At 58.4% G+C, this 26,510-nt stretch carries 27 protein-coding genes; 8 read left to right on the top strand and 19 right to left on the bottom strand.

The window, feature by feature from the left end; all coding sequences use genetic code 11:
- Positions 1-4: 4 nt before the first annotated feature.
- Positions 5-574, top strand: a complete 570-nt coding sequence (locus M5D89_RS05290; RefSeq protein WP_248884803.1) for a YqhA family protein — start codon at positions 5-7, stop codon at positions 572-574.
- A gap of 124 nt (positions 575-698) precedes the next feature.
- On the top strand, positions 699-1,304 hold the full coding sequence (gene fic, locus M5D89_RS05285) for a protein adenylyltransferase Fic (RefSeq protein WP_248884802.1): 606 nt from the start codon (positions 699-701) through the stop codon (positions 1,302-1,304).
- 73 nt (positions 1,305-1,377) lie between these two features.
- On the opposite strand, the gene dcd is transcribed toward fic, so the two are convergent.
- From dcd to M5D89_RS05190, 19 genes are all read right to left on the bottom strand, one after another.
- Complete coding sequence (dcd, locus tag M5D89_RS05280) at positions 1,378-1,944, bottom strand: dCTP deaminase (protein ID WP_248884801.1); 567 nt, start codon at positions 1,942-1,944, stop codon at positions 1,378-1,380.
- Between the two features lie 11 nt (positions 1,945-1,955).
- Positions 1,956-3,032 (bottom strand): iron-sulfur cluster carrier protein ApbC, encoded by a 1,077-nt coding sequence (gene apbC / locus M5D89_RS05275; RefSeq protein ID WP_248884800.1) that lies wholly within the window; start codon positions 3,030-3,032, stop codon positions 1,956-1,958.
- Between the two features lie 39 nt (positions 3,033-3,071).
- Positions 3,072-3,377: an antibiotic biosynthesis monooxygenase family protein gene (locus tag M5D89_RS05270; protein ID WP_248884799.1), complete on the bottom strand. Its 306-nt coding sequence runs from the start codon at positions 3,375-3,377 to the stop codon at positions 3,072-3,074.
- Between the two features lie 30 nt (positions 3,378-3,407).
- Positions 3,408-4,232, bottom strand: coding sequence for a 4-hydroxy-tetrahydrodipicolinate reductase (gene dapB / locus M5D89_RS05265; RefSeq protein WP_248884798.1), 825 nt, complete (start codon positions 4,230-4,232; stop codon positions 3,408-3,410).
- A 1-nt stretch (position 4,233) separates the two neighbouring features.
- Complete coding sequence (gene dnaJ, locus M5D89_RS05260) at positions 4,234-5,358, bottom strand: molecular chaperone DnaJ (RefSeq protein ID WP_248884797.1); 1,125 nt, start codon at positions 5,356-5,358, stop codon at positions 4,234-4,236.
- Positions 5,359-5,424: 66 nt separating this feature from the next.
- Positions 5,425-7,332, bottom strand: a complete 1,908-nt coding sequence (gene dnaK / locus M5D89_RS05255) for a molecular chaperone DnaK (RefSeq protein WP_248884796.1) — start codon at positions 7,330-7,332, stop codon at positions 5,425-5,427.
- Between the two features lie 44 nt (positions 7,333-7,376).
- Complete coding sequence (locus M5D89_RS05250; RefSeq protein ID WP_248884795.1) at positions 7,377-7,901, bottom strand: nucleotide exchange factor GrpE; 525 nt, start codon at positions 7,899-7,901, stop codon at positions 7,377-7,379.
- Between the two features lie 55 nt (positions 7,902-7,956).
- Entirely contained in the window at positions 7,957-9,012 is a 1,056-nt protein-coding gene (gene hrcA / locus M5D89_RS05245; protein WP_248884794.1) for a heat-inducible transcriptional repressor HrcA, read from the bottom strand.
- Positions 9,013-9,070: 58 nt separating this feature from the next.
- A complete protein-coding gene (gene rpmG, locus M5D89_RS05240) occupies positions 9,071-9,226 on the bottom strand; it encodes a 50S ribosomal protein L33 (protein ID WP_248884793.1) in 156 nt (51 codons plus the stop codon).
- An 11-nt stretch (positions 9,227-9,237) separates the two neighbouring features.
- Positions 9,238-9,474 (bottom strand): 50S ribosomal protein L28, encoded by a 237-nt coding sequence (gene rpmB / locus M5D89_RS05235; protein WP_248884792.1) that lies wholly within the window; start codon positions 9,472-9,474, stop codon positions 9,238-9,240.
- 452 nt (positions 9,475-9,926) lie between these two features.
- Positions 9,927-10,841, bottom strand: a complete 915-nt coding sequence (locus M5D89_RS05230; protein ID WP_248884791.1) for a CorA family divalent cation transporter — start codon at positions 10,839-10,841, stop codon at positions 9,927-9,929.
- 9 nt (positions 10,842-10,850) lie between these two features.
- Positions 10,851-11,807, bottom strand: coding sequence for a CorA family divalent cation transporter (locus M5D89_RS05225; protein ID WP_248884790.1), 957 nt, complete (start codon positions 11,805-11,807; stop codon positions 10,851-10,853).
- Positions 11,798-12,733 (bottom strand): magnesium transporter CorA family protein, encoded by a 936-nt coding sequence (locus M5D89_RS05220; protein ID WP_248884789.1) that lies wholly within the window; start codon positions 12,731-12,733, stop codon positions 11,798-11,800. Before M5D89_RS05220 ends, M5D89_RS05225 begins: the two co-directional genes overlap by 10 nt.
- Positions 12,730-13,623 carry a magnesium transporter CorA family protein gene (locus M5D89_RS05215; RefSeq protein ID WP_248884788.1) on the bottom strand — a complete coding sequence of 298 codons (894 nt, stop codon included), beginning with the start codon at positions 13,621-13,623 and terminating at the stop codon, positions 12,730-12,732. The genes M5D89_RS05220 and M5D89_RS05215 overlap by 4 nt, the downstream gene beginning before the upstream one ends.
- 150 nt (positions 13,624-13,773) lie before the next feature.
- Complete coding sequence (locus M5D89_RS05210; RefSeq protein ID WP_248884787.1) at positions 13,774-16,182, bottom strand: YbcC family protein; 2,409 nt, start codon at positions 16,180-16,182, stop codon at positions 13,774-13,776.
- On the bottom strand, positions 16,179-17,876 hold the full coding sequence (locus tag M5D89_RS05205; RefSeq protein WP_248884786.1) for a proton-conducting transporter transmembrane domain-containing protein: 1,698 nt from the start codon (positions 17,874-17,876) through the stop codon (positions 16,179-16,181). Before M5D89_RS05205 ends, M5D89_RS05210 begins: the two co-directional genes overlap by 4 nt.
- A 96-nt stretch (positions 17,877-17,972) precedes the next feature.
- Entirely contained in the window at positions 17,973-18,974 is a 1,002-nt protein-coding gene (locus M5D89_RS05200) for a LysR family transcriptional regulator (RefSeq protein WP_248884785.1), read from the bottom strand.
- 49 nt (positions 18,975-19,023) lie between these two features.
- Positions 19,024-20,556: a cryptochrome/photolyase family protein gene (locus M5D89_RS05195; protein ID WP_248884784.1), complete on the bottom strand. Its 1,533-nt coding sequence runs from the start codon at positions 20,554-20,556 to the stop codon at positions 19,024-19,026.
- Positions 20,553-20,699 (bottom strand): DUF2256 domain-containing protein, encoded by a 147-nt coding sequence (locus tag M5D89_RS05190; protein WP_248884783.1) that lies wholly within the window; start codon positions 20,697-20,699, stop codon positions 20,553-20,555. The genes M5D89_RS05195 and M5D89_RS05190 overlap by 4 nt, the downstream gene beginning before the upstream one ends.
- Positions 20,700-20,826: 127 nt before the next feature.
- On the opposite strand from M5D89_RS05190, the gene M5D89_RS05185 reads away from it, so the two are divergent.
- The 6 genes from M5D89_RS05185 to M5D89_RS05160 are packed head-to-tail and all read left to right on the top strand — an operon-like array spanning position 20,827 to position 26,507.
- Entirely contained in the window at positions 20,827-22,137 is a 1,311-nt protein-coding gene (locus M5D89_RS05185; RefSeq protein ID WP_248884782.1) for an NAD(P)/FAD-dependent oxidoreductase, read from the top strand.
- A 17-nt stretch (positions 22,138-22,154) separates the two neighbouring features.
- The gene (locus M5D89_RS05180) at positions 22,155-22,877 is read left to right on the top strand and encodes a DUF1365 domain-containing protein (RefSeq protein WP_346347705.1); all 723 of its coding nucleotides are present in this window, start codon (positions 22,155-22,157) and stop codon (positions 22,875-22,877) included.
- Positions 22,874-24,094: an SAM-dependent methyltransferase gene (locus M5D89_RS05175; RefSeq protein ID WP_248884781.1), complete on the top strand. Its 1,221-nt coding sequence runs from the start codon at positions 22,874-22,876 to the stop codon at positions 24,092-24,094. The genes M5D89_RS05180 and M5D89_RS05175 overlap by 4 nt, the downstream gene beginning before the upstream one ends.
- On the top strand, positions 24,087-24,635 hold the full coding sequence (locus M5D89_RS05170; protein ID WP_248884780.1) for a chalcone isomerase family protein: 549 nt from the start codon (positions 24,087-24,089) through the stop codon (positions 24,633-24,635). Before M5D89_RS05175 ends, M5D89_RS05170 begins: the two co-directional genes overlap by 8 nt.
- The gene (locus M5D89_RS05165) at positions 24,628-25,920 is read left to right on the top strand and encodes an MFS transporter (RefSeq protein WP_248884779.1); all 1,293 of its coding nucleotides are present in this window, start codon (positions 24,628-24,630) and stop codon (positions 25,918-25,920) included. The genes M5D89_RS05170 and M5D89_RS05165 overlap by 8 nt, the downstream gene beginning before the upstream one ends.
- Positions 25,917-26,507 carry a DUF3833 domain-containing protein gene (locus tag M5D89_RS05160; protein WP_248884778.1) on the top strand — a complete coding sequence of 197 codons (591 nt, stop codon included), beginning with the start codon at positions 25,917-25,919 and terminating at the stop codon, positions 26,505-26,507. Before M5D89_RS05165 ends, M5D89_RS05160 begins: the two co-directional genes overlap by 4 nt.
- Positions 26,508-26,510: the final 3 nt, after the last annotated feature.

Below are 26,510 nucleotides of genomic sequence, written 5' to 3'. Positions count from 1 at the left end.
TACAATGGGCGAAAAAATCGAGCACCTCTTCGAGTGGCTATTGTGGAACAGCCGGTTCGTGGTGCTGCTGGCGGTGGTCGCCAGCCTGCTGGTGGGTTTTGCGGTCTTCTTCATGACCTCGGTGGATGCCTGGCATCTGGTGGCCCACATCTTTGCCTATGCCGACCCCAGCCTAAGCGGCGAGGCCCGCAACGCCTATCATCTGGAAGTGGTGGCGCACGCCGTCAGCATTGTGGACGGATACCTGCTGGCCACCATCCTGCTGATCTTTTCCTTGGGTCTGTACGAACTCTTCATCAGCAAGATCGATATTGCCGGCCAGAGCAAGGGCTCCCGAGTGCTCTTCATCCGCAGCCTGGATGACCTCAAGGACCGCCTCGCCAAAGTCATCCTGATGATTCTGGTGGTGAGTTTCTTCGAGCGCTCCCTGTCCATGCACGTGGCCAACTTTCTGGACCTGCTCTATCTGGCCCTGGGTATCGCGCTGGTATCCCTGGCCCTTTACCTCACCCACCGGGGTAGCCACGCCAAGGAAGGCCACTCGGAGCCCTCGGAAGAAGAGGGTAGGCACTGAGCGGCGAGGGCAAGTATTTGCCAAGCCCCTCCCTTGCGGCACGATGATGCACCTTCGGGCCACATGCTATGGCGGGCGATTTCTGGGTTGAGTGCGTGTGAGCAGGCACAGTAAGGAGCGCAACATGGTCTTGCCCAACAAACTAAACCTCATCGACCAGATCGCACTGAACAAAGCCGAAGAAAAAATCAGCAAACAAAAGGCCAAGCAGCTATTTGAAAGCGGCGACATTGAGCGCATCGAAGTCGGCACCTTCCAAGGGCTGGCACAGATTCATGCCTATCTGTTCGGCGACATTTACGCATTTGCGGGGGAAATGCGCGACGTGAACCTCGCCAAAGGCAATTTTCGCTTTGCCCCGCGCATGTACTTGCCGCAAGCGCTGGAACACATCAGCGCCATGCCCCAAAGCAGCTTTGAGCAGGTCATCGAAAAATATGTTGAGATGAACATCGCCCACCCGTTCCGCGAGGGCAATGGCCGCGCCACCCGCATCTGGCTGGACCTGATCCTCAAGAAAGAAATCCAGCGCGTGATCGACTGGAACGCCGTGGACAAGGCGGACTACCTTTCGGCCATGGAGCGCAGCGTGGTCAAGGATGTGGAAATCAAGCACCTGCTCAAGGCCGCCCTGACGGACAAAATCCATGACCGGGAATTGTTCATGAAAGGCATCGACATCAGCTATTACTACGAGGGCTATAGCAAATACCGGGTGGAGGACTTGTAGGATGCCGAGAGGGCGCGCGGAACTGCCCTAAAACCAACCCCTTGCAGTTCGATAAAACAACCCGAAGCGCCCCTTACGCCCGGGGCAAGGTCACCCCATGCTGGCCTTGGTATTTGCCCTTGCGGTCGGCGTAGGACACCTCGCAGACCTCATCCGATTCGAAGAAGAGCACCTGGGCAACTCCCTCATTGGCGTAGATCTTGGCCGGTAGCGGAGTGGTATTGGAGAACTCCAGGGTCACGTAGCCTTCCCACTCCGGTTCAAAGGGGGTGACATTGACGATGATGCCGCAACGGGCGTAGGTGGACTTGCCCAGGCAGATGGTGAGCACATTCCGGGGAATGCGGAAATATTCCACCGTGCGCGCCAGGGCGAAGGAATTGGGGGGGATGACGCAGGTGTCGCCGGTGAACTCTACAAAGGAATCCTCGCTGAAGTTCTTGGGGTCAACAATGGCACTGCGCACATTGGTAAAGACCTTGAATTCCCCCGCACAACGGATGTCGTACCCATAGGAAGAGAGCCCATAGGAAATGATGGGATGCCCTTCCGCCTGCCGCACCTGCTGCGATGAGAACGGTTCGATCATCCCCTGCTCTTCGGCCATGCGCCGGATCCAGCGGTCGGACTTGATGGCCATGCTGGGCTCTCCTAGCGGTTTTCGATGACGATCTTGGGGAACTTGTGGCTGTGGTCCACCGCCTGCAAGGCAATGCGTCCGGCCACATGCCGGGCCAGCTCCCGATAGATCTTGGCCAGTTGCGAATCGGGCGCTGCCACCACGGTCGGCGCACCATTGTCGGCCTCGTCGCGGATACGCCGATCCAGGGGCACCGCACCCAGGAACTCCACGCCATACTGCTCGGCCATGGCAGCCCCCCCCCCATGGCCAAAAATATCATCCTCGTTGCCACACTTGGGGCAGATGTAGAAGCTCATATTTTCGATGACCCCGAGGATGGGTACGCCCACCTTCTCGAACATCTTCAGGCCTTTGCGGGCATCCAACAAGGCAATATCCTGGGGTGTGGTGACAATGACCGCGCCCGAGACCGGCACCTTCTGGGCTAGGGTGAGCTGGGTGTCACCGGTGCCCGGGGGCAGGTCGATAACCAGATAATCCAGCTCGCCCCAACGGGTATCCGACAGCAATTGCTCCAAGGCCTGCATGACCATGGGGCCGCGCCAGACCATGGGCGTCTCTTCATCGATCAAGAAGCCGATGGACATCGCCTTAATGCCATGGCCTTCCATGGGCTCCATCTTCTTGCCGTCTTTGCTGGTGGGCTTGCCTTCAATGCCGAGCATGCGCGGCTGGCTGGGGCCGTAGATGTCGGCGTCGAGCATCCCAACCGTGGCCCCTTCCTGGGCCAAGGCCAAAGCCAGATTGACCGAGGTCGTGGACTTTCCGACACCGCCCTTGCCCGAGGCCACGGCAATGATGTTCTTGATGCCGTCCAGCAATTTCACGCCCCGCTGGGCCTGGTGGGTACGAATATGCTGTCCAACTTCCACTTGCGGCCGCTGACCAGCAAGCTTCTGCACCGCTGCCGCAATTTCCTCAGCGACCTGCTTTGCGACGCCTTGAGCGGGATAGGGCAATTCGATCCGGATCTGCTGCCCTTCAACGGACTTGAGCACCCCGGCGCTGGCGAGATCCTTGCCCAGATAGGGATCCTGAATCTGCGCAAGGGCCTGCTCGACCTGTTGCTTCTGTAACTCTGCCATGGGACTTCGCCCCCTCCGTTCTCGCGCGCGCCGCAGGCATCAACCAGCGGCGATGATTACCTCGTGCTGCTCCAGACCACCACCTTCACCAAAGGCTTCTTTGGGTAGGGGATTTTGGTGTGCTGCCTTGAAATCGTCACTCCGTACCCAGGCCTCGAAAGCAGCCTTGTTTTCCCAGTGGGTGAGAACCACGTACAAGCCGTCCTCATTCACGGGGCGCAGGATTTCCATGCGCACGAACCCAGCCTGCTTCTCGACCTCTCCGGCCCGGCGGCGAAAGCGCTCTTCAAACTCGCTGCGAAAATCGGGTTTCACCGGCACTCGGTTGGCTACCACGTATTGCATCTTCGCCTCCAGTAGCTTGCGATAATATGCCTATTCTACGGCAGCAGCGCTGCGCAGACCAAGGACATCCTGCATGTCATACCATCCCGGTGTGCGCCCCTGCACCCAGCGCGCGGCCCGCAAGGCGCCCTCGGCAAAGTTGCGCCGACTGCTGGCGCGGTGGGTGAGTTCCAGCCGCTCTCCGGCGCCAGCCAGCCAGACGCTATGCTCTCCCACGACATCGGCAGCGCGCAGGCTGGCAAAACCAATAGTACCCTTGCCGCGCGGCCCTGAGACACCATTGCGATCCCAACAGGCCAACGCCTCGAGATCGGTGTTGCGACCAGCTGCTACCGCTCGACCCAGGGCAAGGGCCGTACCCGAGGGCGCATCCCGCTTTTGACTATGGTGCGCCTCCAGGATCTCGATATCGTATTCTTCACCGAGGGTAGCGACCACCTTGGGCAGAATGGCGAGCAGGACGTTAATCCCAACACTCATATTTGGGGCGACAAGCAGCGGGATTTTGGTACTGAGTTCCCGGATCTCTCGCTCCTGATCGGCGCTGAATCCAGTACTGCCGAGAACGACCGGGCAACCCGATTGTGCCGCAGCGCGCAAATAGCACAAGGCGGCATCGGCCGGACTGAAATCAATGAGGACATCTGCCTGGGTGAGTGCTTCGAGCAGCTGTTCGCTGAGGGGCACGCCAAGATCCGCGATTCCCGCGAGGCGACCTGCGTCCTCGCCCAGATAAGGCGCGCCCGGTCGACCCAGGGCGGCAACCAGTTGCAGATCGCTTTGCTCCGCCAGGGCGGCAATAATCGCCTTACCCATCTTGCCCGCCGCTGCCGCCACCGCCACCCGAATCGTCATCTCAATTCCCCATGCGCTCAAAGAAATCCTTGGCCTTGGCCCACCAGCTTTCCTGCTGCGGATGCTGGGCAGCCTCGCCAGTTTCGGCGGCAAACTCCTGGAGCAGTTCCCGCTGTCGTTCATTGAGCTTGATCGGCACCTCGACCTGTACCCGACAATGGAGATCACCAGCCATACGACTGCGGACTCCCTGGATTCCCTTGCCACGCAGAAGAAATACCTTGCCCGACTGGGTACCGGCAGGGATCTGCACCTTGACGCGACCCGTCAGGGTTGGTACCTCGAGCTCGCCACCCAGAGCCAGGGTCGTAAAGCTGACGGGTACGGCACAGTGGAGATCGTCCCCGTCCCGTTCAAAGAGACTGTGCGGCCGTACCTGGATTTCGACGTAAAGGTCTCCCGGCGGGGCACCGCGCTCACCGGCCTCACCTTCGCCACTCAGACGAATACGATCACCGGTATCGACACCCGCCGGGATTTTTACTTCGACAAGGCGGTTCTTACGCACTCGCCCCTGTCCCTTACAGGACTTGCAGGGGCTTTTCACCACTTTACCACTGCCGCCGCAGTTGGGGCAGGGACGAGTCACAGAGAAGAAGCCCTGCGCCATCCGCACCTGACCGTGGCCGCCGCAGGTGCGGCAGTCTTCGACCTCACTGCCTGGTTCCGCGCCAGTGCCCTGGCAGGACTCACAGACCACCGAACTGGGGATCTCGAGCTCTACCGCCTTACCGGCTGCGGCTTCTTCTAGGCTGAGTTCGAGGCGATAGCGCAAATCGCTGCCACGGCCGGGATCCTGTTGAAAGCCAAACCCACCGCGGGTGAACTGCTCGAAGATATCGCCGAAGATATCCCCAAAACCGCCGGCCCCACCGAAGCCCGCACCACCACCGCCACCGCCCTGCACGCCGGCATGACCAAACTGGTCGTAGGCGCGGCGCTTCTGCGGATCAGAAAGAACCTCATAGGCCTCACTGATCTCCTTGAAGCGCTCTTCCGCAGAACTGTCATCAGGATTCCGATCCGGGTGATAGCGCATAGCCAGACGCCGATAGGATTTCTTCAACTCCCCATCATCGACGCTGCGGGAAACCTCTAGAATTTCGTAGTAATCACGTTTGCTCATTGCTTCCATTTCCAGAAACAGGCAAGGGCAGGGGGTTACCCCTGCCCTCCCATACCGATCGTTGCCTTACTTCTTGTCGACCTCTTCGAACTCGGCCTCGACCACGTCATCGTCCTTGCTCTGCGCGCCAGGACCGGCAGCCTCACCGGGGCCACCCTGCCCCGCAGGACCGGCATGCTGCAGCAACTCCGACATGGCTGCCATCAGAGTCGCCACGGCGCCCTTGATGGCCTCGGCATCCTCGCCTTTCACGGCTTCCTCCGCCGCAGTTACGGCGCCTTCCACCTTACTGCGTATCTCCGCTGGCGCGGAACTGTGTTCGCTCAGGGCCTTACGTGCACCGTGTATACTGCCATCGGCTTCGTTCCGCGCCTCGATCAAGGCTCGCGCCTTCTTGTCGTCGGCGGCATTCGCCTCGGCCTCCTTGATCATGCGTTGGATCTCTGCTTCGGAGAGACCGGAGCTAGCCGTAATCTTGATCGACTGCTCCTTGTTGGTCTCCTTGTCCTTGGCCGAAACATGCAGGATCCCGTTGGCATCGATGTCGAAGGTGACTTCGATCTGGGGCATGCCACGGGGGGCCGGACGGATATCCGCCAAGTCGAAGCGTGCAAGAGACTTGTTGTCTCGCGCCAGCTCCCGCTCGCCCTGTAGCACATGCACCGTTACTGCCGACTGGTTATCTTCTGCCGTAGAGAAGACCTGCGACTTGCGCGTCGGGATCGTGGTGTTCTTCTCGATCAGCTTGGTCATCACGCCGCCCAAGGTTTCGATGCCAAGGGACAAGGGGGTCACGTCCATGAGCAGGACGTCTTTCTTGTCGCCGGACAGCACCGCGCCCTGCACCGCAGCGCCAATGGCCACCGCCTCGTCGGGGTTGACGTCCTTGCGTGGCTCCTTGCTGAAGAAATCCTTGACCTTGTCCTGCACCTTGGGCATGCGGGTCTGACCACCCACCAAAATCACGTCCGTGATCTGGCTGGAAGAAAGATCAGCATCCTTCATCGCCACCTTGCAGGGCGTCATGCTGCGATCGATCAGATCCTCAACCAAGGACTCCAGCTTGGCCCGGGTCAGCTTCATGTTGAGATGCTTCGGACCAGACTGATCCGCCGTGATGAAGGGCAGATTGACATCGGTCTGCGCGGAAGAAGACAGTTCGATCTTCGCCTTCTCCGCGGCTTCCTTTAGGCGCTGCATGGCCAGTCGATCATTGCGCAGGTCGATTCCGGCCTCGGCCTTGAAGGAATCCGCCAGGTAATTGATCACCCGGTTGTCGAAATCACCACCACCGAGGAAGGTGTCGCCGTTGGTGGAGAGCACCTCAAACTGATGCTCGCCGTCCATTTCGGCAATCTCGATGATCGAAATATCAAAGGTCCCTCCACCGAGATCATAGACCGCAATCTTGCTGTCGCCAGGATTTTTGTCCTCACCGAAGGCGAGCGCTGCCGCTGTCGGCTCGTTGATGATGCGCTTCACTTCCAGACCAGCGATACGTCCGGCATCCTTGGTTGCCTGCCGTTGCGCGTCGTTGAAGTAGGCTGGCACGGTAATTACCGCTTCGCTGACCGTCTCGCCGAGATAATCTTCCGCAGTCTTTTTCATCTTCTGCAGGATGTAGGCAGAAATCTGTTGCGGCGAATAGGTCTTGCCGCGCGCTTCCACCCAAGCGTCGCCATTGTCGGATTTGACGATTTTATAGGGGACGTGTTTCATGTCCTTCTGTACTTCCGCATCGTCAAACTTGCGCCCAATCAGCCGCTTGACCTCGTAAATGGTGTTTTCTGGATTGGTAACCGCCTGCCGCTTTGCGGACTCGCCGACCAAAACCTCACCGTCCTCGCTGAAGGCAATGATGGAAGGCGTAGTGCGCTTGCCTTCGCTGTTTTCGATCACCTTGACCTTGTCCCCTTCCATCACCGCGACACAGGAATTGGTGGTTCCCAAATCGATACCAATCACTTTTGCCATTGTTCAATCTCCTGAATTATCAAAACGTTCGTTTCTCGCACCGTTCATTGCGACTTGGCGGCCTTGGAAACCGAGACCATGCTCGGTCGCAACAAACGATCGTGAATCAAATATCCTTTCTGGTGTACCGCGAGGATGCGGTTGGCCTCGCCGTCCTGCTCGACCATGGCGATCGCCTGATGCAGATTGGGATCAAAGCGCCCATTTTCAACCTCCACCTCACGCACCCCTGCCTTGCTCAGGGCGCCGCTGAAGAGATGCAACGTGTTTTCGATACCCTGCCGAAACTGCACCATCGCATCGTCATCACCACTCGGCGTCGCCAGCGCCATTTCCAGACTATCAACAACTGGCAATAGCTCGCGGGCAAATCGCTCTACGGCGTAATTGCGGGCATCATCCATCTGTTTTTCCATGCGCTTGCGCAGGTTTTCCATGTCGGCCAGCGAACGTAAATACTCGTTGCGAAATTTCTCCGCCTCAGCTTGCCAATCCGTATCCTCAGCGTTTTTACCTTCTTCTGCCATAGCTTCCGTAGCCTGTGAATCCTGCTCTATTTCGTCACTCATGGGGCACTTCCTCCAGCTTCGTCCCACCCATAGATGGGGCGGGGGCAGAGCCATTTCAAGAGGGAAGCATTTCGCTGTGAGACAGGGCCTGCCCAAGCAAGCGCGCGGTGCCATCCACCAAGGGGATGATCTCTTGATAGGGCATCCGCATGGGACCGAGCACGCCGATCACCCCCACCGGCTCGCCATCAATCTGATAGGGGGCAGAAATCAGGGTGAAATCGCTCAATGGCGCAAAGCCCGATTCACCACCAATGAACAGGCGCACATCGCTGCCGCGCATACTCTGATCCAGGAGCATGACCAGCTCACGTTTCTGGCGCACCACGGAAAGCAATTCACGCAGACGCTCACTGGCGGAAAAATCTGGTAGATCCAAGAGTTGCAGCTCGCCCTCGATGAGCATGCGTTCCTGGTCGGCAGCAAGCATCTCTCGCCCGAGCTCCATGGCACTGCGCAAGATCTCGTCCATTTCCTTGCGCGACTGCCGTAGGTCTTCGTCCAGCAGCGCCATGACTTCCTGCAAGGGGCGTCCGCCGTAACTGGCGTTGAAGCGATTGGCAGCCTGCGTCAGGGCAGAGGCGCTGAGGGGTTCTTCCACACGGATCAGGCGGTTTTCGACCTCGCCTTTATCGGTGACAAAGATGGCAAGGACTTCCCGTTCACGTAACGCGATGAAATCGACATGGCGCAGCGTCTGTGTCGCCCGTTTGGGCACCCGGATGAAGCCCACCATGCGCGTCATCTCCGAGAGGGCCTCGGTTGCCGCATGGAGGACCTCCTCGGCATCTGGTGCCCGCGCGCCAATGCGCTGCAAGAGTACCCGCCGAGAGGCCCCGGATAGGTGTGCCACATGAATCAGCGAGTCGACGAAAAAGCGGTAACCGCTGGAGGTAGGTATCCGTCCTGCCGAGGTGTGCGGCGAGATGACGTAACCCTCGTCCTCAAGATCGGCAATCACGTTGCGCACGGTAGCCGGACTGATTGCCAAACCCGCATCTCGCGCCAGCTGGCGGCTGCCCACGGGCTGGCCGCTGCTGATATGCTGCTCAATCAAGGACTTCAGTAAATGACGGGCACGCGCATCCATCGTATGATCGCTCCAGGACACGCCCACTCCGGGCGTCTTCTTGGCACTCTAGCGCAGAGAGTGCCAAGAGGCCAGAGGATTACTTGATTTTGTCTTCCCGATAGGCGACATGCTTGCGCGCCTTGGGATCGTATTTGACGAACTCGAGCTTGTCCGGGGTCGTCTTCTTGTTCTTGGTCGTGGTGTAAAAGTGTCCCGTACCCGCCGTCGAGACCAGCTTGATTTTGTCACGCATCGCTCAACCCCTCAGATTTTCTCGCCAGCGGCACGCAGGTCCGCCAGGACCACATCGATGCCTTTCTTGTCGATGGTGCGGATCCCTTGCGTGCTCACCCGCAGGCGCACCCAACGCTTCTCGCTCTCCACCCAGAAACGCTTATACTGCAGATTCGGCAGAAAACGCCGCCGCGTCTTGTTGTTGGCGTGGGAGACATTGTTCCCCGCCATGGGCTTCTTGCCCGTCACCTTGCAAACTCTGGACATGACTACCATCCCCTACGAAAAGAGGCGCTTTATACCATGATTTGATGGCGGAATGCCAGGGCTGGGCAGCAGCCATGCAGATAGGCATCAGCAGCGGCGCCGAGGTTGGCGGTGTGCTCAGGGCTATCGGGGGGCTCGCCAAGGTCACGCTGGGCCGGCAGAGCAACACTAAAACGAAATGCGCACCTTGGCTCGCCGAACCCGGGTAGAGATCCGCCGAACTGTAGTACTTGGCATTGAAGAAGCTGTCCACGCACAAGTTGAAGTACACCTTTCTCACACCCATATCCATTGGCCGAGGGCGCTTACCAATAGGGCCAGAAACAGCGGTTTTCTCGATGTTACGGGTATACCCTCAACTGTGGCGGATTTGCAAACTGTTGGGGAATGGTAACAACGCACTGTGACATCTTGATGAACTTTTATGACAAGAATATGATTTTTATCGATTTCTAGCGCAAACGAAACCAGCCAATGCGATAAAAGACCAAGGCCGTGGTCATTTCGACAAGGATCAAGCCACCAGTAATCCAATAGAAGGCTGAATGCGAAGCCGGAATTGGCCCCAGGTTCACGTTCATCGCCACGGCACCCGGAATAAAGAGCGGAATGGTGGCAAGGATGATCAATGAGGCCATGAATTTGAAGATATTGTTGACGTTATTATTGACGACGTAGGTATAGGCATTGAGCAGACTGTTGATGGTCGCCTGCTCGGTATCCACCTGTTCCCGCGCCTGCCGCAATTCGATACGGCTGTCTTCATAATACTCGCGGAAATCAGCAGAATCCTGGGGTAGCCAGGGGCGCAACTCTTCCAGCAAGTGCTCCAGTTGCAAGAGGCCGAGATCCAGGTCCAAGAGGCGATCATTGACCGCCAGGGCGCGGTAAATGACATGGACTCGCTGCGCCCGACGCAAGTCTCTCTCGATCTCGCCCAATTCCTGCCCCACGTCACGCGACATACGCACATAGCGACGAGCGATTTCGTGAATGATCTGCAGGACCAGTTCCCAGCGCTTGCGCGGTGCGGCAGGATCCAGGAGGGCATCCAGGAAGCGCACCGGCTCCAGACTCAGGGTAACGAAATTTCCCGGCACCAGAATCAACGTGAGGGGCAGGAGATCAAAGGTGCTCGACTGTGGGGCATGATGATGCGGCACGGTAAACTGCAGCGCCAGAAAGCCCTTTTCCCGCACGAAGGGGCGGGCCGGCTTATCTTCCAGGCGCCGGCGCAGGAAAGGTTCTGGCACTCCAAGGCCAGTGGCCACCTGCTCCAACTCCTCATCGCTGGGCGCGAGCAGCTGCAACCAGTCGCGACTCCGACCATTGCCGGTGAGAAAAGCGCCAGGAACCCTTTTCAGCATCGCTACCGCTCACATGTCAAAGAAGCCATGGCGCCGACCCCACCAGGCAATCAACAAGGAGGCCCCAAAGCCATAGGCAATCAGAAAATACCAGGTGAAATGCCAATGCCCCAGGGGGAGATGGGTTTCCATGTGAAACGGCATGATCAGGGCAATTGGCACCATCAGTAGTGCCAGCCACAAGGTCATCACCTTCATGACGGCATGGGAGTTGTTCTGCACGATGCCGGTATAGCAATTGGTTACCGAGAGATAACGCTCCCAGATCAAGGTTACGCCATCCTCCACCCGGCGCAGCTCTGCCTGCAACTCCTCCAAGACCGCCAGCAGGGGGTCCCCCTCCTCCAACTCCCAGAGCCAGGTGCGCAGGGTGTGCCCAAGATCGCGTAGAGATACCACCAAGTCTCCCATGCTCCGATTGAGTTTGACGATCTCCTGCAGCTCACGATTGTTCATGGACTTGCGCAGGTCAGCCCGCAACTCTTTCAGGCGGCGGACAATGCGCTGGGCGGCGAGGTCATGACTGTGAATGGCTACCAGAACGACCCGCAACAAGGCCTGCTCGCGGCTCTCTGGATCACTCATCTCGGCAACGTCGTGATACAAGGGGGTCAGCGCCTCGGCGGGGGCCAAAGCCCATAAGCTCTGGGGGGCGACAATAATACCGAGTACGGATTCCAGCAAGCGATCCGTCCCGGCCTCGGCATCCTCCTGCTCATACACGTAGGGCAGATGCACATGCCAAATGCCGTCGCTCGGCTGTTCCAAGCGCGCACCGTAGGTTGCCAGCAACTCATCCGATGCTGCGGTCAAAAACCAGGAAGGCGGCAGGCCGAGGGCTTGCGCATACCCTCGCCAGCCCTCTTGCCCGTCCGCACCGAGCAAAAAGGCACCCTGCACCGGCACAGTTGCGGGCAGCGCAGCGGGGGTCCGCCACAGGGTCCAGAGCCAGGGATTCAAATCCAATGTCGCCGCCGAAACCAGAGTACCGCCAAGAGGGAAAGCAGAAATCCACCACCCATCAAGGTCGGCCAAGCATAGGCCCAGTCCTGCAGCGGCAGTGGTACGTTCATGCCATAAATCGTGGCAACGGTGGCGGGGATGGCAATGATCACCGTCCAGCCGGTAATGACTTTCAGGGTGTTGCTGACGTTGGTTTGTAGCACCCCACCGTAGGCATCCATCATGTTGGTGATGGTGGAGGTGTAGATCTCCGTCATATCCCGCGCCTGCTGCAGATCGATCAGGGCATCGGCGAGGTCTTCGGAGTCCTCCTCATCCTGGGTGATGACCGGCAGGCGCAGAAGCTGCTGCAGCACCGAAATATCACCACGCAAGGCCGAGGTAAAGCGAATGAGGATCTTGTTCAAACTGAGCATGCTGAAAAAATCATCATTGCTCTGAGAATGATGCAAGCGGTTTTCCGTATGCACGATTTCCTCGTTGATTACCTGCAGAGCGTCGAGGAAAGCCCGCGCCATGCGCTGAATCATTTCCACCGTCAGCCAGCGCGGATCGAGTTCATCGGTTTCCTGCGGCAATTGTGCCTCAATGGCACGCAATAGGGGGAGTTCCTCCGAACTCACAGTCAGGATCTCTTCGCGGCCAAAAACGATGCCCATCGGAATCACGGCAAAACTCGGCCGGCCAGAGTCTGGATCCGTGCGCGGCACCGGAAGCTTCAGAATCACCAAAATGTTGTTGGCCTCTTTTTCGAGACGAGGGCGTTCATCCAGATCTTGCACGTCGTGAAAAAATTCTTCATAGATCTGAAAGCGCTGGGTGAGCTCGCTGACCTGCTGGTTATCGGGAGCAACGACACTGGTCCAATGATAGGTGCGGCGCCCTTCTCCACGGATGGCAATGACCCGTGCGGCACGTAGGTTTTTCATAACCATCCTCGCCGTTTGAAATGTACCGTCATGCCAATGGAAATCAGGAAGGCGATGCCCATCGCCACCCAGACCGTCCAATGACTGTGCTGCTCCAACAGCGGTACGTTGACCCCAAAAACCGTGGCTACCAGGCTCGGCACGTAGAGCACCAAGGCCATGACGGTGAGAATCTTGAGACCATGATTGATGTTGATTTGTACCATGCCGGCGTAGGCGTCCATCATGTCATTGGCGGTACTGGCACTGATTTCCGCCCGGTCCCGGGCATGCTGCAAATCGGCGATGGCACGATTCAGGGCCGAGCGGTTTTCCTCTTCCCAGCGCAAGGCGGCGGTGCGAGACACTTTGAACACCGCCACGATGTTGCTGGCCAAGGTGACGTAAAACTGCGTCAAGGCCTTACTGAGAGCGAGCAGGGCATAGAAGTCCTCGGTCCGCTGCGTCGCATCGAGGCGTGTCTCCACCTGCAGGATCTCCTTACGCAATCGCTCAACGGTCTGCTGATAGCTGGAGGCCAGAACCTGCAGGATCCAGATCAAGGTTTGTCGGGGATCGTGGAACTTGCGCGCATTCCACTGCGCCAGAAATGGCCAATCGACCTCGGCAAAGGTCCACAATTTTCCTTCTCCCCAGAGCAAGGCAAAAGGACGCAGAACGCACTCCGTCCCGGCCGCACTCCGCCACGGAAACTGCATGACCAGCAAGAGATAGCCACCAATCCGTTCCAGACGAGGGCTCTGCTGCTGGTCGAGGAGTTCTTCGAAGAAATCTTCCGGAAGTTCGAGCCTCTGAAGCAGGGCATCGAGCGTCCCGATACTGGGCGCAGGATGATGAAACCAGAGTTGCTCTACGCCGCCCCGGGCGTCTCTCAGGATCGTGCTCGCCATACATCGTCACCCCTGCTGATTCGCGCAGGTTATAGCACAGGCAAGCCAGACAGCGGAAGGCACCGCGCAAAAAACTGCCGGGAAGACTTGGCGTTCCCGGCAATCGGCTACCATTGCGCGCAAAAAATGCCCCGCAATCTCAACACAGATCTACACCTGCATCCACTGCCCCGCCGCCCGGCGCTCACGTAGCGTGCCGTCTTCACCAATCTGCAGCACGGTCAGCCAGCGGTTTTCCACCAGATTGCGGAGGGGCTCACTGTCGGCAATCACCTGATCCATGGCCTCAGCTGGCGCTTCGATGAAAGCCGAAAGACGCAAGGGCTCATGTTGCAGTGCCCCATTGCTGTCGCGGATGGACTGCTCGGCGAGGCCAATACGCAAATCCCCTCCATTCCCCTCGAGCACGCCGATGGTACCGCCCACCACATTATGCAGCACCTTGTTGCCGCAGCCTTGACGCTGGTTATCCACAGTAGAGGCGTAGTATTGCAGGTTGATCCAATTGGCCACCACCAGGGGTGCCGTCATGATGAGCGTCAGCAGGGCAAAGTCCTGATCCTCACGCGCCTCATAGTCATGGAGAAAGGCGCGTCCACCGAGGTTCATTTCCCGCGTCCGCCAACGCGGGGCGGCGATAAAGGCTGCATTGCCCGCCAATGCCCATTCCGGTCGGACCTGGGACCAATCGCGACCACGGAACTGGGTGTTCCGCGCCACCTCCAGGGGTTCGCGCACATCGCCGTCCAGACGTAGCATCCGTTCCATCTGGGTGAGCACGCTCGCTTCTTCCAGGGCCTTTTGCAGCGTCGCGAACTGCGACTGAGAGGACAATCCAGCCGGCTCCTCGAGCAATTGGACGCGATCAGTGGTGGTGTCATGCAGTGCTGGCACGAATCGCGTCTGCGGATCGAGAGCCCAACCCTTGGCCAGCAATCCTGCGCGCACTTGCGGATCGTTCAACAGATTGGCCGCCGCCTTGGCATTCACCTCTCCGGTTTGTCCGGCACAGGCGCCACAATCCAGACCCGCACGATGGGGATTGTTGGTCGTCGAGCTGCCGTGCCCCACCAAGAGCACTATGGGTGCGATACGTTGGGTCAGACCCAGACCGCGCAGCACGAATTCCGCCAGGCCTACCCGTTCTTCGCTGTTCAGGGTCGCGGGCAGAACGCATTGCAGTCGGGCCCGCTCATCGGCCGTCAATCCCGCGTCGTCGGGTGCCTGGGACGGCTGGTGCCAGCCCATGCTATCGGCCAGCAAGCGCGCCACATATGAAATTCCAGCGGTTTCCACGAAGGAAAAACAGGAAGAGGCTGAGAGCTTGAATAGCTTCCATTCCGCACCGCGACGCAGCCGACGCAAGCGGCGACGGACGATGGACTCGGGCGCCTGCTCCTCCACGTGCACCGCGGGATTCAAGAGCACCGGCGACTGGGTTCTTGCCGCAGGATCCCCCGCGCGACGATAGTCTAGAAGCACCCCGAAGAATCCCGCAAAACCGATGGTTTCACACGTCGGCATGAGGCTCTCCAGGTGACGGCGATAGACCTCGGAACGGACATCGATACAAAACGCCGCCTGCACCTCGGGTATGACCCCAGTCTTGGTCTTGCGGGAAGGCTTGTGGCGGATGCGGGCAGCGACCTGGCGCCGGAACACCATCTCGGAGGCACGCAACAAGACCTCGCTGCGCCGAGCGTGTTCCAAGTCCTCTCCTTTATCCAACAGGACCCAACCGCGCAACTGCTGGCGCCAGCGCTCCTGGGCCTTGGCTGGTGCGACTGCCCGCAAGAGGGCCTCCCAGACCAGACGAATAGTCAGGAGGTCGCGCAGATCCTGGTGGGTGCCGCCCTGTAATTCTGCCTGCCAAAGCAAGTAACGACACCAGCTGGCCCATCCTCCCACGGTCTTGAGCAAGACCAATAGATAGGTCTCCTCGGTCGCAGGCGGCAGATCCAAGGTCTGCATCGCCCACGCTGTGGCGCTGCCCGCATCGCTGGGCAGTGCCAGAAGGTTCCGGCGCGCGCCTCCCAGACCAATGGCATGCAGACTACGATCCCGCAGGGTATATTGCCGCCAGCTTGCGAAAAGCCCCAGTTGCTCCGCTTTGGGCAAAGACCAAAGAGACTGGCCACGATCGTAATAGGCGGCAAGAAAGTGGCTGATCTGCTCGACGACAAACTGCGAGATCGCCGGGCGTCCTTGCCGATCCATCAGCTCTGCCAAGGTCAGCAGACGCAAGGGTGGCTCGGGCGCTTGACGCAGGTATTCCTGCCACTCCTCTTCGTCGCTGCTGAGTCCCAGGTCTTCGGCCGCCTGCTGGATGTCTGCCAGGCTGAGCTTACCCAGTTGTATCTGCTCCGCGTACCAACGTCGGTCCATGAATACCCGCTCTCCCGCCGCCCCCTGCAGGGTTGCCGCTGCCTCGGGTAGGCTGTGCTCGGCAAAGCCCCAATACGGGTTTACGGCGACAAAGCTGTCCAGAGGCCAGACCGGGGCGATACGCCGCGTGACGCGATCCATCAGGGAGCTCATTCCATTGTCCTGCTTGCTCATTGCACACCTCCGGGAGTAGACACAGATTCTTCACGGTTTTTCGCCAGCGCTTCGAGGGATTCCAGGGCGAGATTCTTACGCGGCACCTCCACGCCCACCTTCTCTGCCCAAAACTTGTGCGAGAAGCGATCGACCCAATAGTCGACATACAAGCCGTTGTAGAAGTGCACATATAAAGCCAACTGCACTGACTGAGGTAGCCACTTCCGACCCGGACCCTGTACCCAACTCAAGAGCAGGAAACTGGCTACGGTTGCATCGATCAAGGCCAAGTAAACGCTGCTGTTGGTACCCAGAGGGGTCGCCAAGTCGGGAGAAAATGCCCAGACAAACAGGGTATGTAGGCCCAGGTAGACCACTGCCATAGTCACCGCGACGGCGACCGCATTCAGGCGATCACGCCAATCGCCAAACTGAAATCCCTTGACGAGGATCTGGCCAACAGCCACGGCGATGACCACTCCCAGAGCCCACCACACCCGATCCTGCGCCGGATTCTCACCGAAGGCCCAGATGGCTGTGGCAGCAATCACTCCTGCGAGCCCGACAGCACTGATCCAGCTCGGCATACCCGGAATCTTCTTCCCGCCAGCGGGCACTTGGCGTAGCTGATCGGTCACGCTACCCGAGGAAAGAAAGGCATGCGCCTTGTAGAGGGAGTGCCCCACCAAGTGTAAGAGCGCCAGGGGAAACAAGCCCAAACCCAACTCCAGCGACATGAATCCCAACTGGGCCGCCGTGGACCAAGCCAACATCGATTTGACCGCCGCCTGAGTGGTCATCGCCAAGGATGCCACCAGCACCGTAACCAAACCGAAGAAACCGAGGAACCATAAGGTCTCTGGCACCCGCACCAGAAGCGGGCTCAAGCGCAGGGCGACAATGGCACCACTGTAGACCACCCCCGCATGCATAAGCGCCGAAACCGGTGTTGGCGCCTCCATGACCTGGATCAACCAGCCCTGAAACGGGAAATGGGCACTTTTCAAGATGACCGCAGCAATGACCAGCCAGGCAGCCCATTGCAGCGCTGCCGGCAAAGCATGGCTCGCCGCAACATAGGCTTCGATGGCCGAAAACTGCAAACTGCCCACAGTCTGGCCCAACAGAATCGTCGCGATGAAAAGGAACAGGTCAGCGGTACGACTGAACAAGGCCTTTTTGTGTGCCGCCATGATCGCCTTGGGACGCTCGCGATAGAACTTGAGCAATTTGTGCAAACTGAAGCCCGTGGCAAAGATGGCCACGGTGAAGAGCCCAATGTTGCCGGAGATCACCACCAGTAAAAAACATCCTCCAGTCACCGCCAACAAGCGCGAAAAGCGTGCTTGTTGTGGGTCCCCGTCCAGGTACTGCACGCTGTACTGGGCGATCATCAGGATCACGAAGGATACCAGGGTCGCCAGCAGCATGGTCACACCATTGACCGCAATGGAAATGGGCAACGAGAAATGCACCACCGGCAGGGGGAAATGGAACCAGGTCACGTCCCCTCGATCGCCCAGAAAAAAACTGAGATCGGCAAGGAGTGCCGCCAGAAGCGCAGCCACGGCCGCCCAGCGCACCCGATTTCTTGCGCTCAGGGCCGCGTTGCGGGTACTGCGAGCGCGCGGTGTGGCGGCCGCGAGCAAGACCATGGGCATCAGGCTCAAAACGGCGCCAGTCAGCCAAGGCACAGGGATAAGGTTTTGCATCGTTACCGTCCTCCTTCGTATTTGCGAGCAGGAGAACTATAGCCAACGCCTATCTTTTATTCTAATTTGATTTTCAGATCTACTACATTTATTAAATTAAATGATATCGTCCTCGTCATGCAGGTGACGGGAGAGATCCGGCCACAAATTCACCAAGCGCTGGCTGATGAACGCCGTTTGCGTCTGGGAGAATTGTAGAAAGCGTTGGGCGGTGAGGCTCAAATGCTTACCCCTGGGATAGACCAGATACCAGCGGCGCAAAATGGGAAAGCCCTCCACATCCAGAATACTGATCGGTCCACCCACGCCCTCCAAGGCCAGGGAGTGAATGGAGAGGATCGAAATCCCTAGCCCACTGGCAATGGCGTGCTTGATCGCTTCATTACTGCTCAACTCCATAAACACCTGGGGTTTCAGTCCTCGATCTGCAAAGAGGCGCAGGTACGCGTTGCGGGTACCCGAACCCGGCTCGCGAATCAGGAAAGGAGCCGTCGCAATCGCCGAGAGGGGGAGAGGACCCGATACCTGGGTCAGGGGATGGTCACTGGGGACCATGACCGTCAGCGGATTGATGGCAAAAGGAATGGCTTCCACATCCACCTCAATCTCGGGCACCTGCCCCATGAGGTACAGATCGTCCGTATTCTGCTGAATGCGCCGGATGATCTCATCCCGATTGCTCACATTCATGCTGAATTGGATACCTGGATACTGTTGGCCAAAGGCAGCAAGCAATTCTGGGGCGATATATTTGGCCGTGGTTACCACGCCGAGGGCTAGCTTGCCTCGCCGCAGCCCCTGGTGATCGGCAATCTGCGATTCGAGATTTTCAAAAAGCGCGAACAATTCCTGACTGGTGCGCAGCAAATCCTCCCCTACCGGGGTGAGACGCAGTGTCCCAGACGCGTTTTCGAACAATGGCATGCCGACAATTTCCGTCAACTTTTTGATTTGTAGCGAAACCGTGGGCTGAGCCAGGAACAGACTTTCTGCCGCCTTGGTAAAACTTTGCTGCTGCACAATCGCCTGAAAGATTTGCAATTGACGAAAGCTGACATGGCGCAGCAGTTTGGGGAGATTGGCATTACGCGTGAACATGCGGATGGTTCCCTACTTGGGCGAATCCCGCCGCCGATCTTAACGAAAGTCAGCGTAACCGTGCACGCAGTTCTTCCGCCGCCACGCGAATGGCTGCCAATTCCGCCGCCGATTTTCGCTCTAGATTGCGCCACTGCAGCGCCGTGCGCGGATGCTCCGCAAATCGATTGCGGTGCCGTTGCAGAAAATCCCAATAGAGGGTGGTGAAGGGACATGCCTGTTCCCCAGTCGCCTGCTTTGGCTCGTAGCGACAGTGTTGACAATGCCCGCCCATACGCTGCAGATACTGCCCGGTTGCGACGTAGGGCTTGGATGCGAGCATGCCGCCGTCGGCATATTGCGACATTCCGAGCACATTGGGTAACTCCACCCACTCAACGGCATCAACATAGACCGCGAGATACCACCTATGGATTTCCTTCGGCACAACGCCGAGGAGCAGCGCAAAAAGCCCGGTAACCATCAGTCGTTCGATATGGTGGGCATAGGCAAAATCCAGCGTGCGCTGCAACACATCGCGCAGGCAGGCCATTTCCGTGTCTGCGGTCCAATAAAAAGAGGGTAGCGGTTGCTCTGCCTGCAGGGCATTCTGCTCCAGGTACGCCGGCATCTCGCGCCAATAAATTCCGCGCACGTATTCCCGCCAACCGAGAATCTGGCGCACAAATCCCTCGACGGCGTTCAGGGCTGCGCGACCAGCCTCGAGCTGTGCAAGCGCAGCATCTATCACCTGTCGCGGTGGGATCAGGCCAAGATTCATGGCGGCAGAGAGACGCGAGTGGTAAATCCAGGCCTCACCCGGCCAAGTCACATCCTGAAAATCCCCAAAACCCTGCAGGCGCTGTTGTACAAAGTCTTGCAGCGCCTCTTCGGCCTGCTCCGGCGTTACCGGCCAGTCAAAGTGTTCCAGACTTCCGGGATGCTCGGGAAACTCCCGTTCAACGAGGCCTATCACCTCCTGGGTGATGGCGTCAGGCAAAAAACGGCGGGGCGGCGGCAGCCATCCGGGGCCTTGTCGTCCGAAACTCCGTCGGTTTTCTTGATCGTAGTTCCAACGTCCGCCGCGGGGCTGACCCTGCTCCATCAGAATTCCGCTGCGGACGCGCGCATGCCGGTACCAGTGTTCCATTCGGTACTGACGACGAGTCCCAGCCCAAGCATCGAACTCTGCCAGAGGAAAAAGGAAGCGCCGATCTTCCCGCTCGGTATATTGCACACCGTGGCCGGCGCAGAGAGAGCGGATTTGCTCACGCAAAGCCCAAGCGCCTGGGCGAGCGCAGCACAGCTCCCGCGGCGCGTGTTCCCGCAGTAAATCTTCCAGCTGCGCGACCAGGCCCTGCCGTCGATGCTCTTCAAGACGTCGATACTCAACGGTAAGGCCGCGCTCGCGCAGGGCAGCGGCAAAGTGCCGCATGGCCGAAAGGAAGAGCGTGATGCGTGATCGGTGCGACCAAACGTTTTCCGCCTCACTACGCGCCTCAATCATCACACAGAGATCACGGGCTGGATCGAGATCATCGAGCAGGGGACTATCAGGATCGAGCTGATCACCCAGGAACAGAAAGAAACGCTTGATGTTCATGCTCTGTCAACTTTTTGTTTATGGAGACGACAGGAATCAGAGCAGTATTTCACCTGCTCCCAGTCTTTTCTCCACCGCTTCCTCCAGGAGAATGGCCGGCCACAGGTCGGACAGATCTTGCTGGGCAACTCAGATTTCTTCATCCAAAGGACTCTTGCGCACTTTATGTACTATACATAATATGAACACTAAGAGATCACTGCAACGACAGTCGCATCCGAAGCGATTTGGCGTGCGTAGTATCCACAGGACAGGACACCGGAGGCCCAGATGCGTATTGCGGTTATTGGGAGTGGTATTGCGGGCTTGGCAAGTGCCTGGCTGCTGGAACAGCGACATCAAGTGACCCTTTTTGAAGCGGATGCACGTTTTGGTGGTCATACCCACACGGTCGATGTGGAGCATGAAGGCAACATTGCGCCGGTGGACACTGGCTTTTTGGTTTGCAATGACTGGACCTACCCACACCTGCTGGCCTTCTTCTCGGCATTGGGCGTGCAAACGGTAGCTAGCAACATGTCGTTCAGCGTGCGCATGCCCGCGTTGGATCTTGAATGGAGCGGCACCAGCCTCAACAGCCTCTTCGCACAGCGCCGAAATTTCTTGCGTCCGGCCTTCTACGGCATGCTCCGCGATATTTTGCGCTTCAATCGGGATGCCAAGCGCTGGCTCCACCTCACCAGCGAAGACCTCAGTCTGGGCGAATTTCTCGATCGCGGAAACTACGGCACCTGGTTACGCGATGCTTACTTATTACCGATGGCGGCGGCGATCTGGTCTTGCCCCGAGCAACAAATGACCGCCTATCCCGCCCGCTCTTTCTTGCAGTTCTGTGCCAATCATGGCTTGCTCAATGTGCTGCACCGCCCGCAATGGCGCACCGTCTCGGGTGGTGGCCGGGAATATGTGCAGCGAATCATTGCCGGTCTGGCAGATGCGCGCCACGATTATCCGATCCATGCCCTGGAGCCTACTAGGAATGGCGTACGGGTTCATGGTCCGGCTGGCGAGGAAGAATTCGACGCGGTGGTGAGTGCGGTGCACAGTGATCAGGCTGCTGCACTGTTGGGAGTTCATTGGCCGGAGCAGCGTAACGCCCTGGAGAGGATTCGCTATCAGCCCAATCGCGCCATCTTGCACCGTGACCGCAGTTTTCTGCCCCAGCGGCGCGGTGCGTGGTCGGCGTGGAATTTTCACGCCGAGGGGTCGGCATCAGGGACGCATCCCGTTTCCGTCAGTTATTTGATCAATCATCTTCAGCCGCTCCCCTTTCACGATCCCGTCATTGTTACCTTGAACCCGGAGAGAGAACCGAATCCCCAGCTAGTCTGGAAGGAAATCGCGTACGCGCATCCCATTTTTGATGCCGCTGCCCTGCAGGCACAAAGCCGCCTACAAGCACTGCAGGGGAAGGAGAGACTCTTTTTCGCAGGTGCCTGGCTTGGTCACGGCTTTCACGAGGACGGGATGCGCAGCGCCGTGGCCGTTGCACACGCCCTCAACGTCTGGGCGCCCTGGGAGCAACCGGATCAGGTCGAAACACGGGAGATCCCTGCATTATGGCCACAACAAGCGCATTGAGGAGGGCTCTCCTGCCCGTGCGAATCATGCATCGGCGCCTCGAACCGACGCGCCGGGCCTTTCATTACCGTGGGTTTCAGCTCTGCATTAAAATGTCCGAGCTGGCTCAGTTGCCCCGAGTTCTGCGCTATACACCGCTCTCCTTTCGTTGGGGTGATCATGGACGGCGCGATCAGTCTTCTCCGGAAGACTGGATCCAGACAATCTTTGCTAAGGCCGGTATCCATCCGGCGGAAATCCTCTTGATTTGCTATCCGCGGCTCTGGGGCTACGCCTTCAAGCCGGTAAGTTTTTGGCTGGGGATGGATCGCGACGGACAGCTACTGGCGGTGTTGGCAGAGGTAAACAACACCTTTGGGGAGCACCACAGCTATCTGGTTCGTCATACAGACGGACACCCCATCGGTCCGCACGACTGGCTAGAAGCAGAAAAGTCTTTCTTCGTCTCGCCGTTCTTTCCCGTGGATGGCGGCTACCGTTTTCGCTTTCGGGCGGAGGAACAGCGAGTACAAATCGATATCCACTATCTCGCCCAGGACGGCAAGGTACGCCTGGTCACGCAACTCTCTGGCCAACGCTTTGACCTCAATTTTCGCAGTATCTGGGGCGTGATATTGGCAAATCCATTCATGAGTTGGATGGTCATCGTCGGTATTCACTGGGAGGCACTCAAGCTCTGGCGCTCCGGTATCCGATTGCAACGCAAGCCTTCCCCACCGAATGAGGAGATCAGTTTATGAGCACGTCCCCCCTCGCCTCCCTGCCATTGCGCAGGAAATCGCGCAGTAGCCATGCTCGTCTCTTACATCAAATTTTGGAGAAGCAATTTCACTTTGGCTCCCTGCACATTGAAACACCCGAGGGTGAGCGCTGGCGGTTCAGCGGTACGGAGCCTGGTCCCCATGCGCACTGGCAGATCCACGACTGGGCCGTAATACCCCGGATCATTCGTGACGGTGATATCGGCTTTGGCGAAAGTTATTACCAAGGCCTTTGGGACAGCGACGATCCGGCCGCATTGCTCGCCCTTGCGTTACAAAATCGCAGTGCCATAGAAGCATGGATACAGGGAAGCTGGTGGCGTCGGCGCCTATTCTGGTTGCTGGACCAATTCCGTGCGAATTCGGAGAAAGGGAGTCGCCGCAATATTGCGGAGCATTATGATCTGGGAAATGATTTTTATCGCCTATGGCTTGATCCCAGTATGAGCTATTCCAGCGCGTACTTCGGCGAATCGGAAGTCCTCGATCTGCAGAGTGCGCAGGAAAGCAAATATGATCGTGCGTTAGCTCGCCTCCAACTCCAGCCGGGCGCGAAAATCCTGGAAATTGGCTGCGGCTGGGGAGGCTTCGCCGAATACGCCACACGAAAAGGATACGTGGTGCACGGTATCACCCTCTCGCAAGAGCAACTTCGATACGCCCAGAACCGACTTTCTGAGGCGGGGCTGGAAAGGCTCGGCACACTGGAGTATTGCGATTATCGCCAGGTAAAAGGACATTACGATGGTATCGTTTCCATTGAAATGTTCGAGGCGGTGGGGCGCGAGTGGTGGTCTACCTACTTTCGTCGCATCAATAGCCTGCTGAAAACGGGCGGTCGGGCGCTTATCCAGACCATCCATATTCGCGACGAACTGTATGCACAGTACTGCCGCGGCTCGGACTTCATCCGTCGACATGTGTTTCCTGGCGGCTTCCTGCCCTCCCCGCAGGCAATGCGCGATGAATTGGAACAGGCGCAGCTCGAGGTGCTGGAGCATAAAGAGTTCGGGCAAGATTACGCGCGCACCCTGCGCGCGTGGCGTCGCACGTTTGACAGCCAGTCGGGCGAGCTGGCGGCATTGGGTTATGATCAGCAATTTCAACGATTATGGCGTTTTTACCTCGCCTATTGCGAAGCCGGTTTTACCGAGGCTTCGATTGGCGTCGGTCAGTGGACTCTGCGCCATGCGTAGCTGGCTGCCAGCCGTCCTGCTCCTGGTCACCGTTCTACTGAGCCCTGGAGCGCGGGCAGAGGGGGTACATGTGCCGCTCCCCCCTGCGCTGCAGAACACCGTGCCCAAGCTGCATTTACTCGGAGCAGGGCATCTCTCCTGGTTTCTTTTTTCGGTGTATAACGCGGCGCTGTACGTTACCGGCAGCCACTACGATCCTCAGACAGAGCCTTTTGCTCTGGCCATTCGCTACGAGCGAGAATTTAGCAGCAAAGAGTTGGCGAAAACCTCGTTACGGGAAATGCGGCACCTCAGTCATCCCAGCCCTGCATTGCAGGCGCAGTTCGCGCAAGAGCTGCAAAGCGCATTTCCCAACGTGCACGCCGGTGACGAACTCGTCGGCCTGTGCATGCCGGGGCAATACACTGCTTTTTACTTCAACGGAAAGCTCTACAGCAAGATTGATAATGCGAAATTCTGTCCCGCTTTCTTTGGCATTTGGCTAAACCCGGAAACCCGGGTTCCTGGCCTGCGCCGGAGGCTTCTGGGGCTGCATGGCTAGGGACGATCGACCCGACGTAGCGGTGCTGCTGCGCTACGCTCCATTCGGTCTACCCCTGGCCTTCGGAGCGTTGCCGGTCTATCTTCTCTTGCCACACCTCTATGCTACGCGCTACGGCTTACCCCTGGCGGGTATTGGGGTCTTTCTCTTGCTCGCCCGCCTGGGCGATGCGGTCGTCGACCCCTTGATCGGTCGGTGGAGTGACACTTGGGCCGCGCGCAAAGGTGCTCGACTGGGACTGATCGCTTGGGGCCTGCCGGGCCTGATGCTCAGCTTTTACCTACTCTTTAATCCAATTCATACCTTTTCCGTCTGGTGGACGGTGATCCCAGCCCTCCTCGCCTTTTACCTGGCCTATAGTGTCAGCAGCTTGAATTACCAGGCACTGGGCGCAGAACTCTCGCGTAGCTACCAGGGGAGAACTTGGCTGACCACCGCACGAGAAGCCGGTGCCCTACTGGGAGTGCTGCTGGCCGCGGTGTTGCCAGACCTGCTTCAGGAACGCTTCGGGGTGGAGCAATCCTGGCCCCTTTTTGGAATCATTTTTGCTCTGCTTCTTCTCGTGGCCGCGATTCCCCTGTGGAACCCGGGCCTGCGCCGACCGGTGGCGGCAACGGATAGTGGGCCTTGGTGGCGTTTTTATGAACCGCTGCGGCGGCCGCACACCGCCCGCCTCCTCGGCGTCTACACCTTGTCGCAAAGCGCCAACACCGTTGCCGCAACCCTGTTTTTCTTTTTTGTCGATCAAATCCTGCGCGCTCCGCACTGGGCCCCAGCCTTTCTCCTGCTCTACTTTCTCGCAGGGGCGGGCGGTATGCCCCTATGGCTGTGGTACTCGCACCGGCGCGGCAAAGCACGAGCCTGGCGTTGGGCGATGCTCATAGCCACGATTGCATTCCTGGGCGCTGCACTCCTCGGGCCCGGTGATCTTTGGGGTTACGCCGCCGTCTGCCTCTTCAGCGGCCTGGCTCTCGGGGCCGATCAGGCACTGCCGCCCAGCATTCTTGCCGATCATACCGACGACGACCGAGAGGCCCGGGCCGGATCGTATTTTGGTCTCTACAATTGGGTCGGCAAGGCGGCTACCGCCCTCGGTGCTGGTTTCATCCTGCCCCTGCTGCAATGGCTTGGTTACCGCGCCGACGGGCAAAACCTCTGGGCCTTACTGCTGGGATATGCCCTAGTGCCAGCCTCGCTGAAGTTTTGTGCCATATACCTTTTACAGCCACGGCGGGTTGAAAACCCCGCTCTCTTGTCCTCTACCCTCTCAGGAGTCAATCCATGAAACTGCGTTATCTTCTTGCCCCCGTTGTCACCGCAGCCGCCCTCAGCGGCTGTGCCACCGTTCCGCAGGATTATGCCCACACGCAGCCGCACTTCTCGCTGCGGCAGTTTTTCAATGGTCCGCTCATCGCCACTGGCATGTTTCAAAATCGCTCTGGCAAGGTCGTCAATCGTTTTCGGGTGCGCATGCTCGGGCACTGGGAGGGTAATAAAGGCACTCTGGACGAGTATTTCACCTACATTGCGAACGATGGCAAGATCACCCACGCGCAGCGCGTTTGGTATTTGCAAGATGACGGCGGACATCACTTTTCTGGCTATGCCGTGGGCTCCGCTGGCGACGTGAAAAAGGCGGCAGGCGATGCCTACGGTTTTGCCTTGCATTGGAGTTACAACGTCAAGCAACCCGTGGGTAAGACCTTTTACAATCTGCATGCGGACGACTGGATGTATATGATTCAGCCCGATGTCGTCATCGATCATACCGACGTGACCTGGTACGGATTGCACGCCGGAGATATCACCCTGGAAATGCACAAACTGCCCGATACAGCCGCGAACCGGGCGGCGATGAGTGCGCCGGAATAAGAG

Origin of the sequence: Acidithiobacillus acidisediminis, from assembly GCF_023277115.1 — a bacterium.
GTDB lineage: Bacteria > Pseudomonadota > Gammaproteobacteria > Acidithiobacillales > Acidithiobacillaceae > Igneacidithiobacillus > Igneacidithiobacillus acidisediminis.
This window is presented reverse-complemented; position numbering and strand designations above follow the sequence as displayed.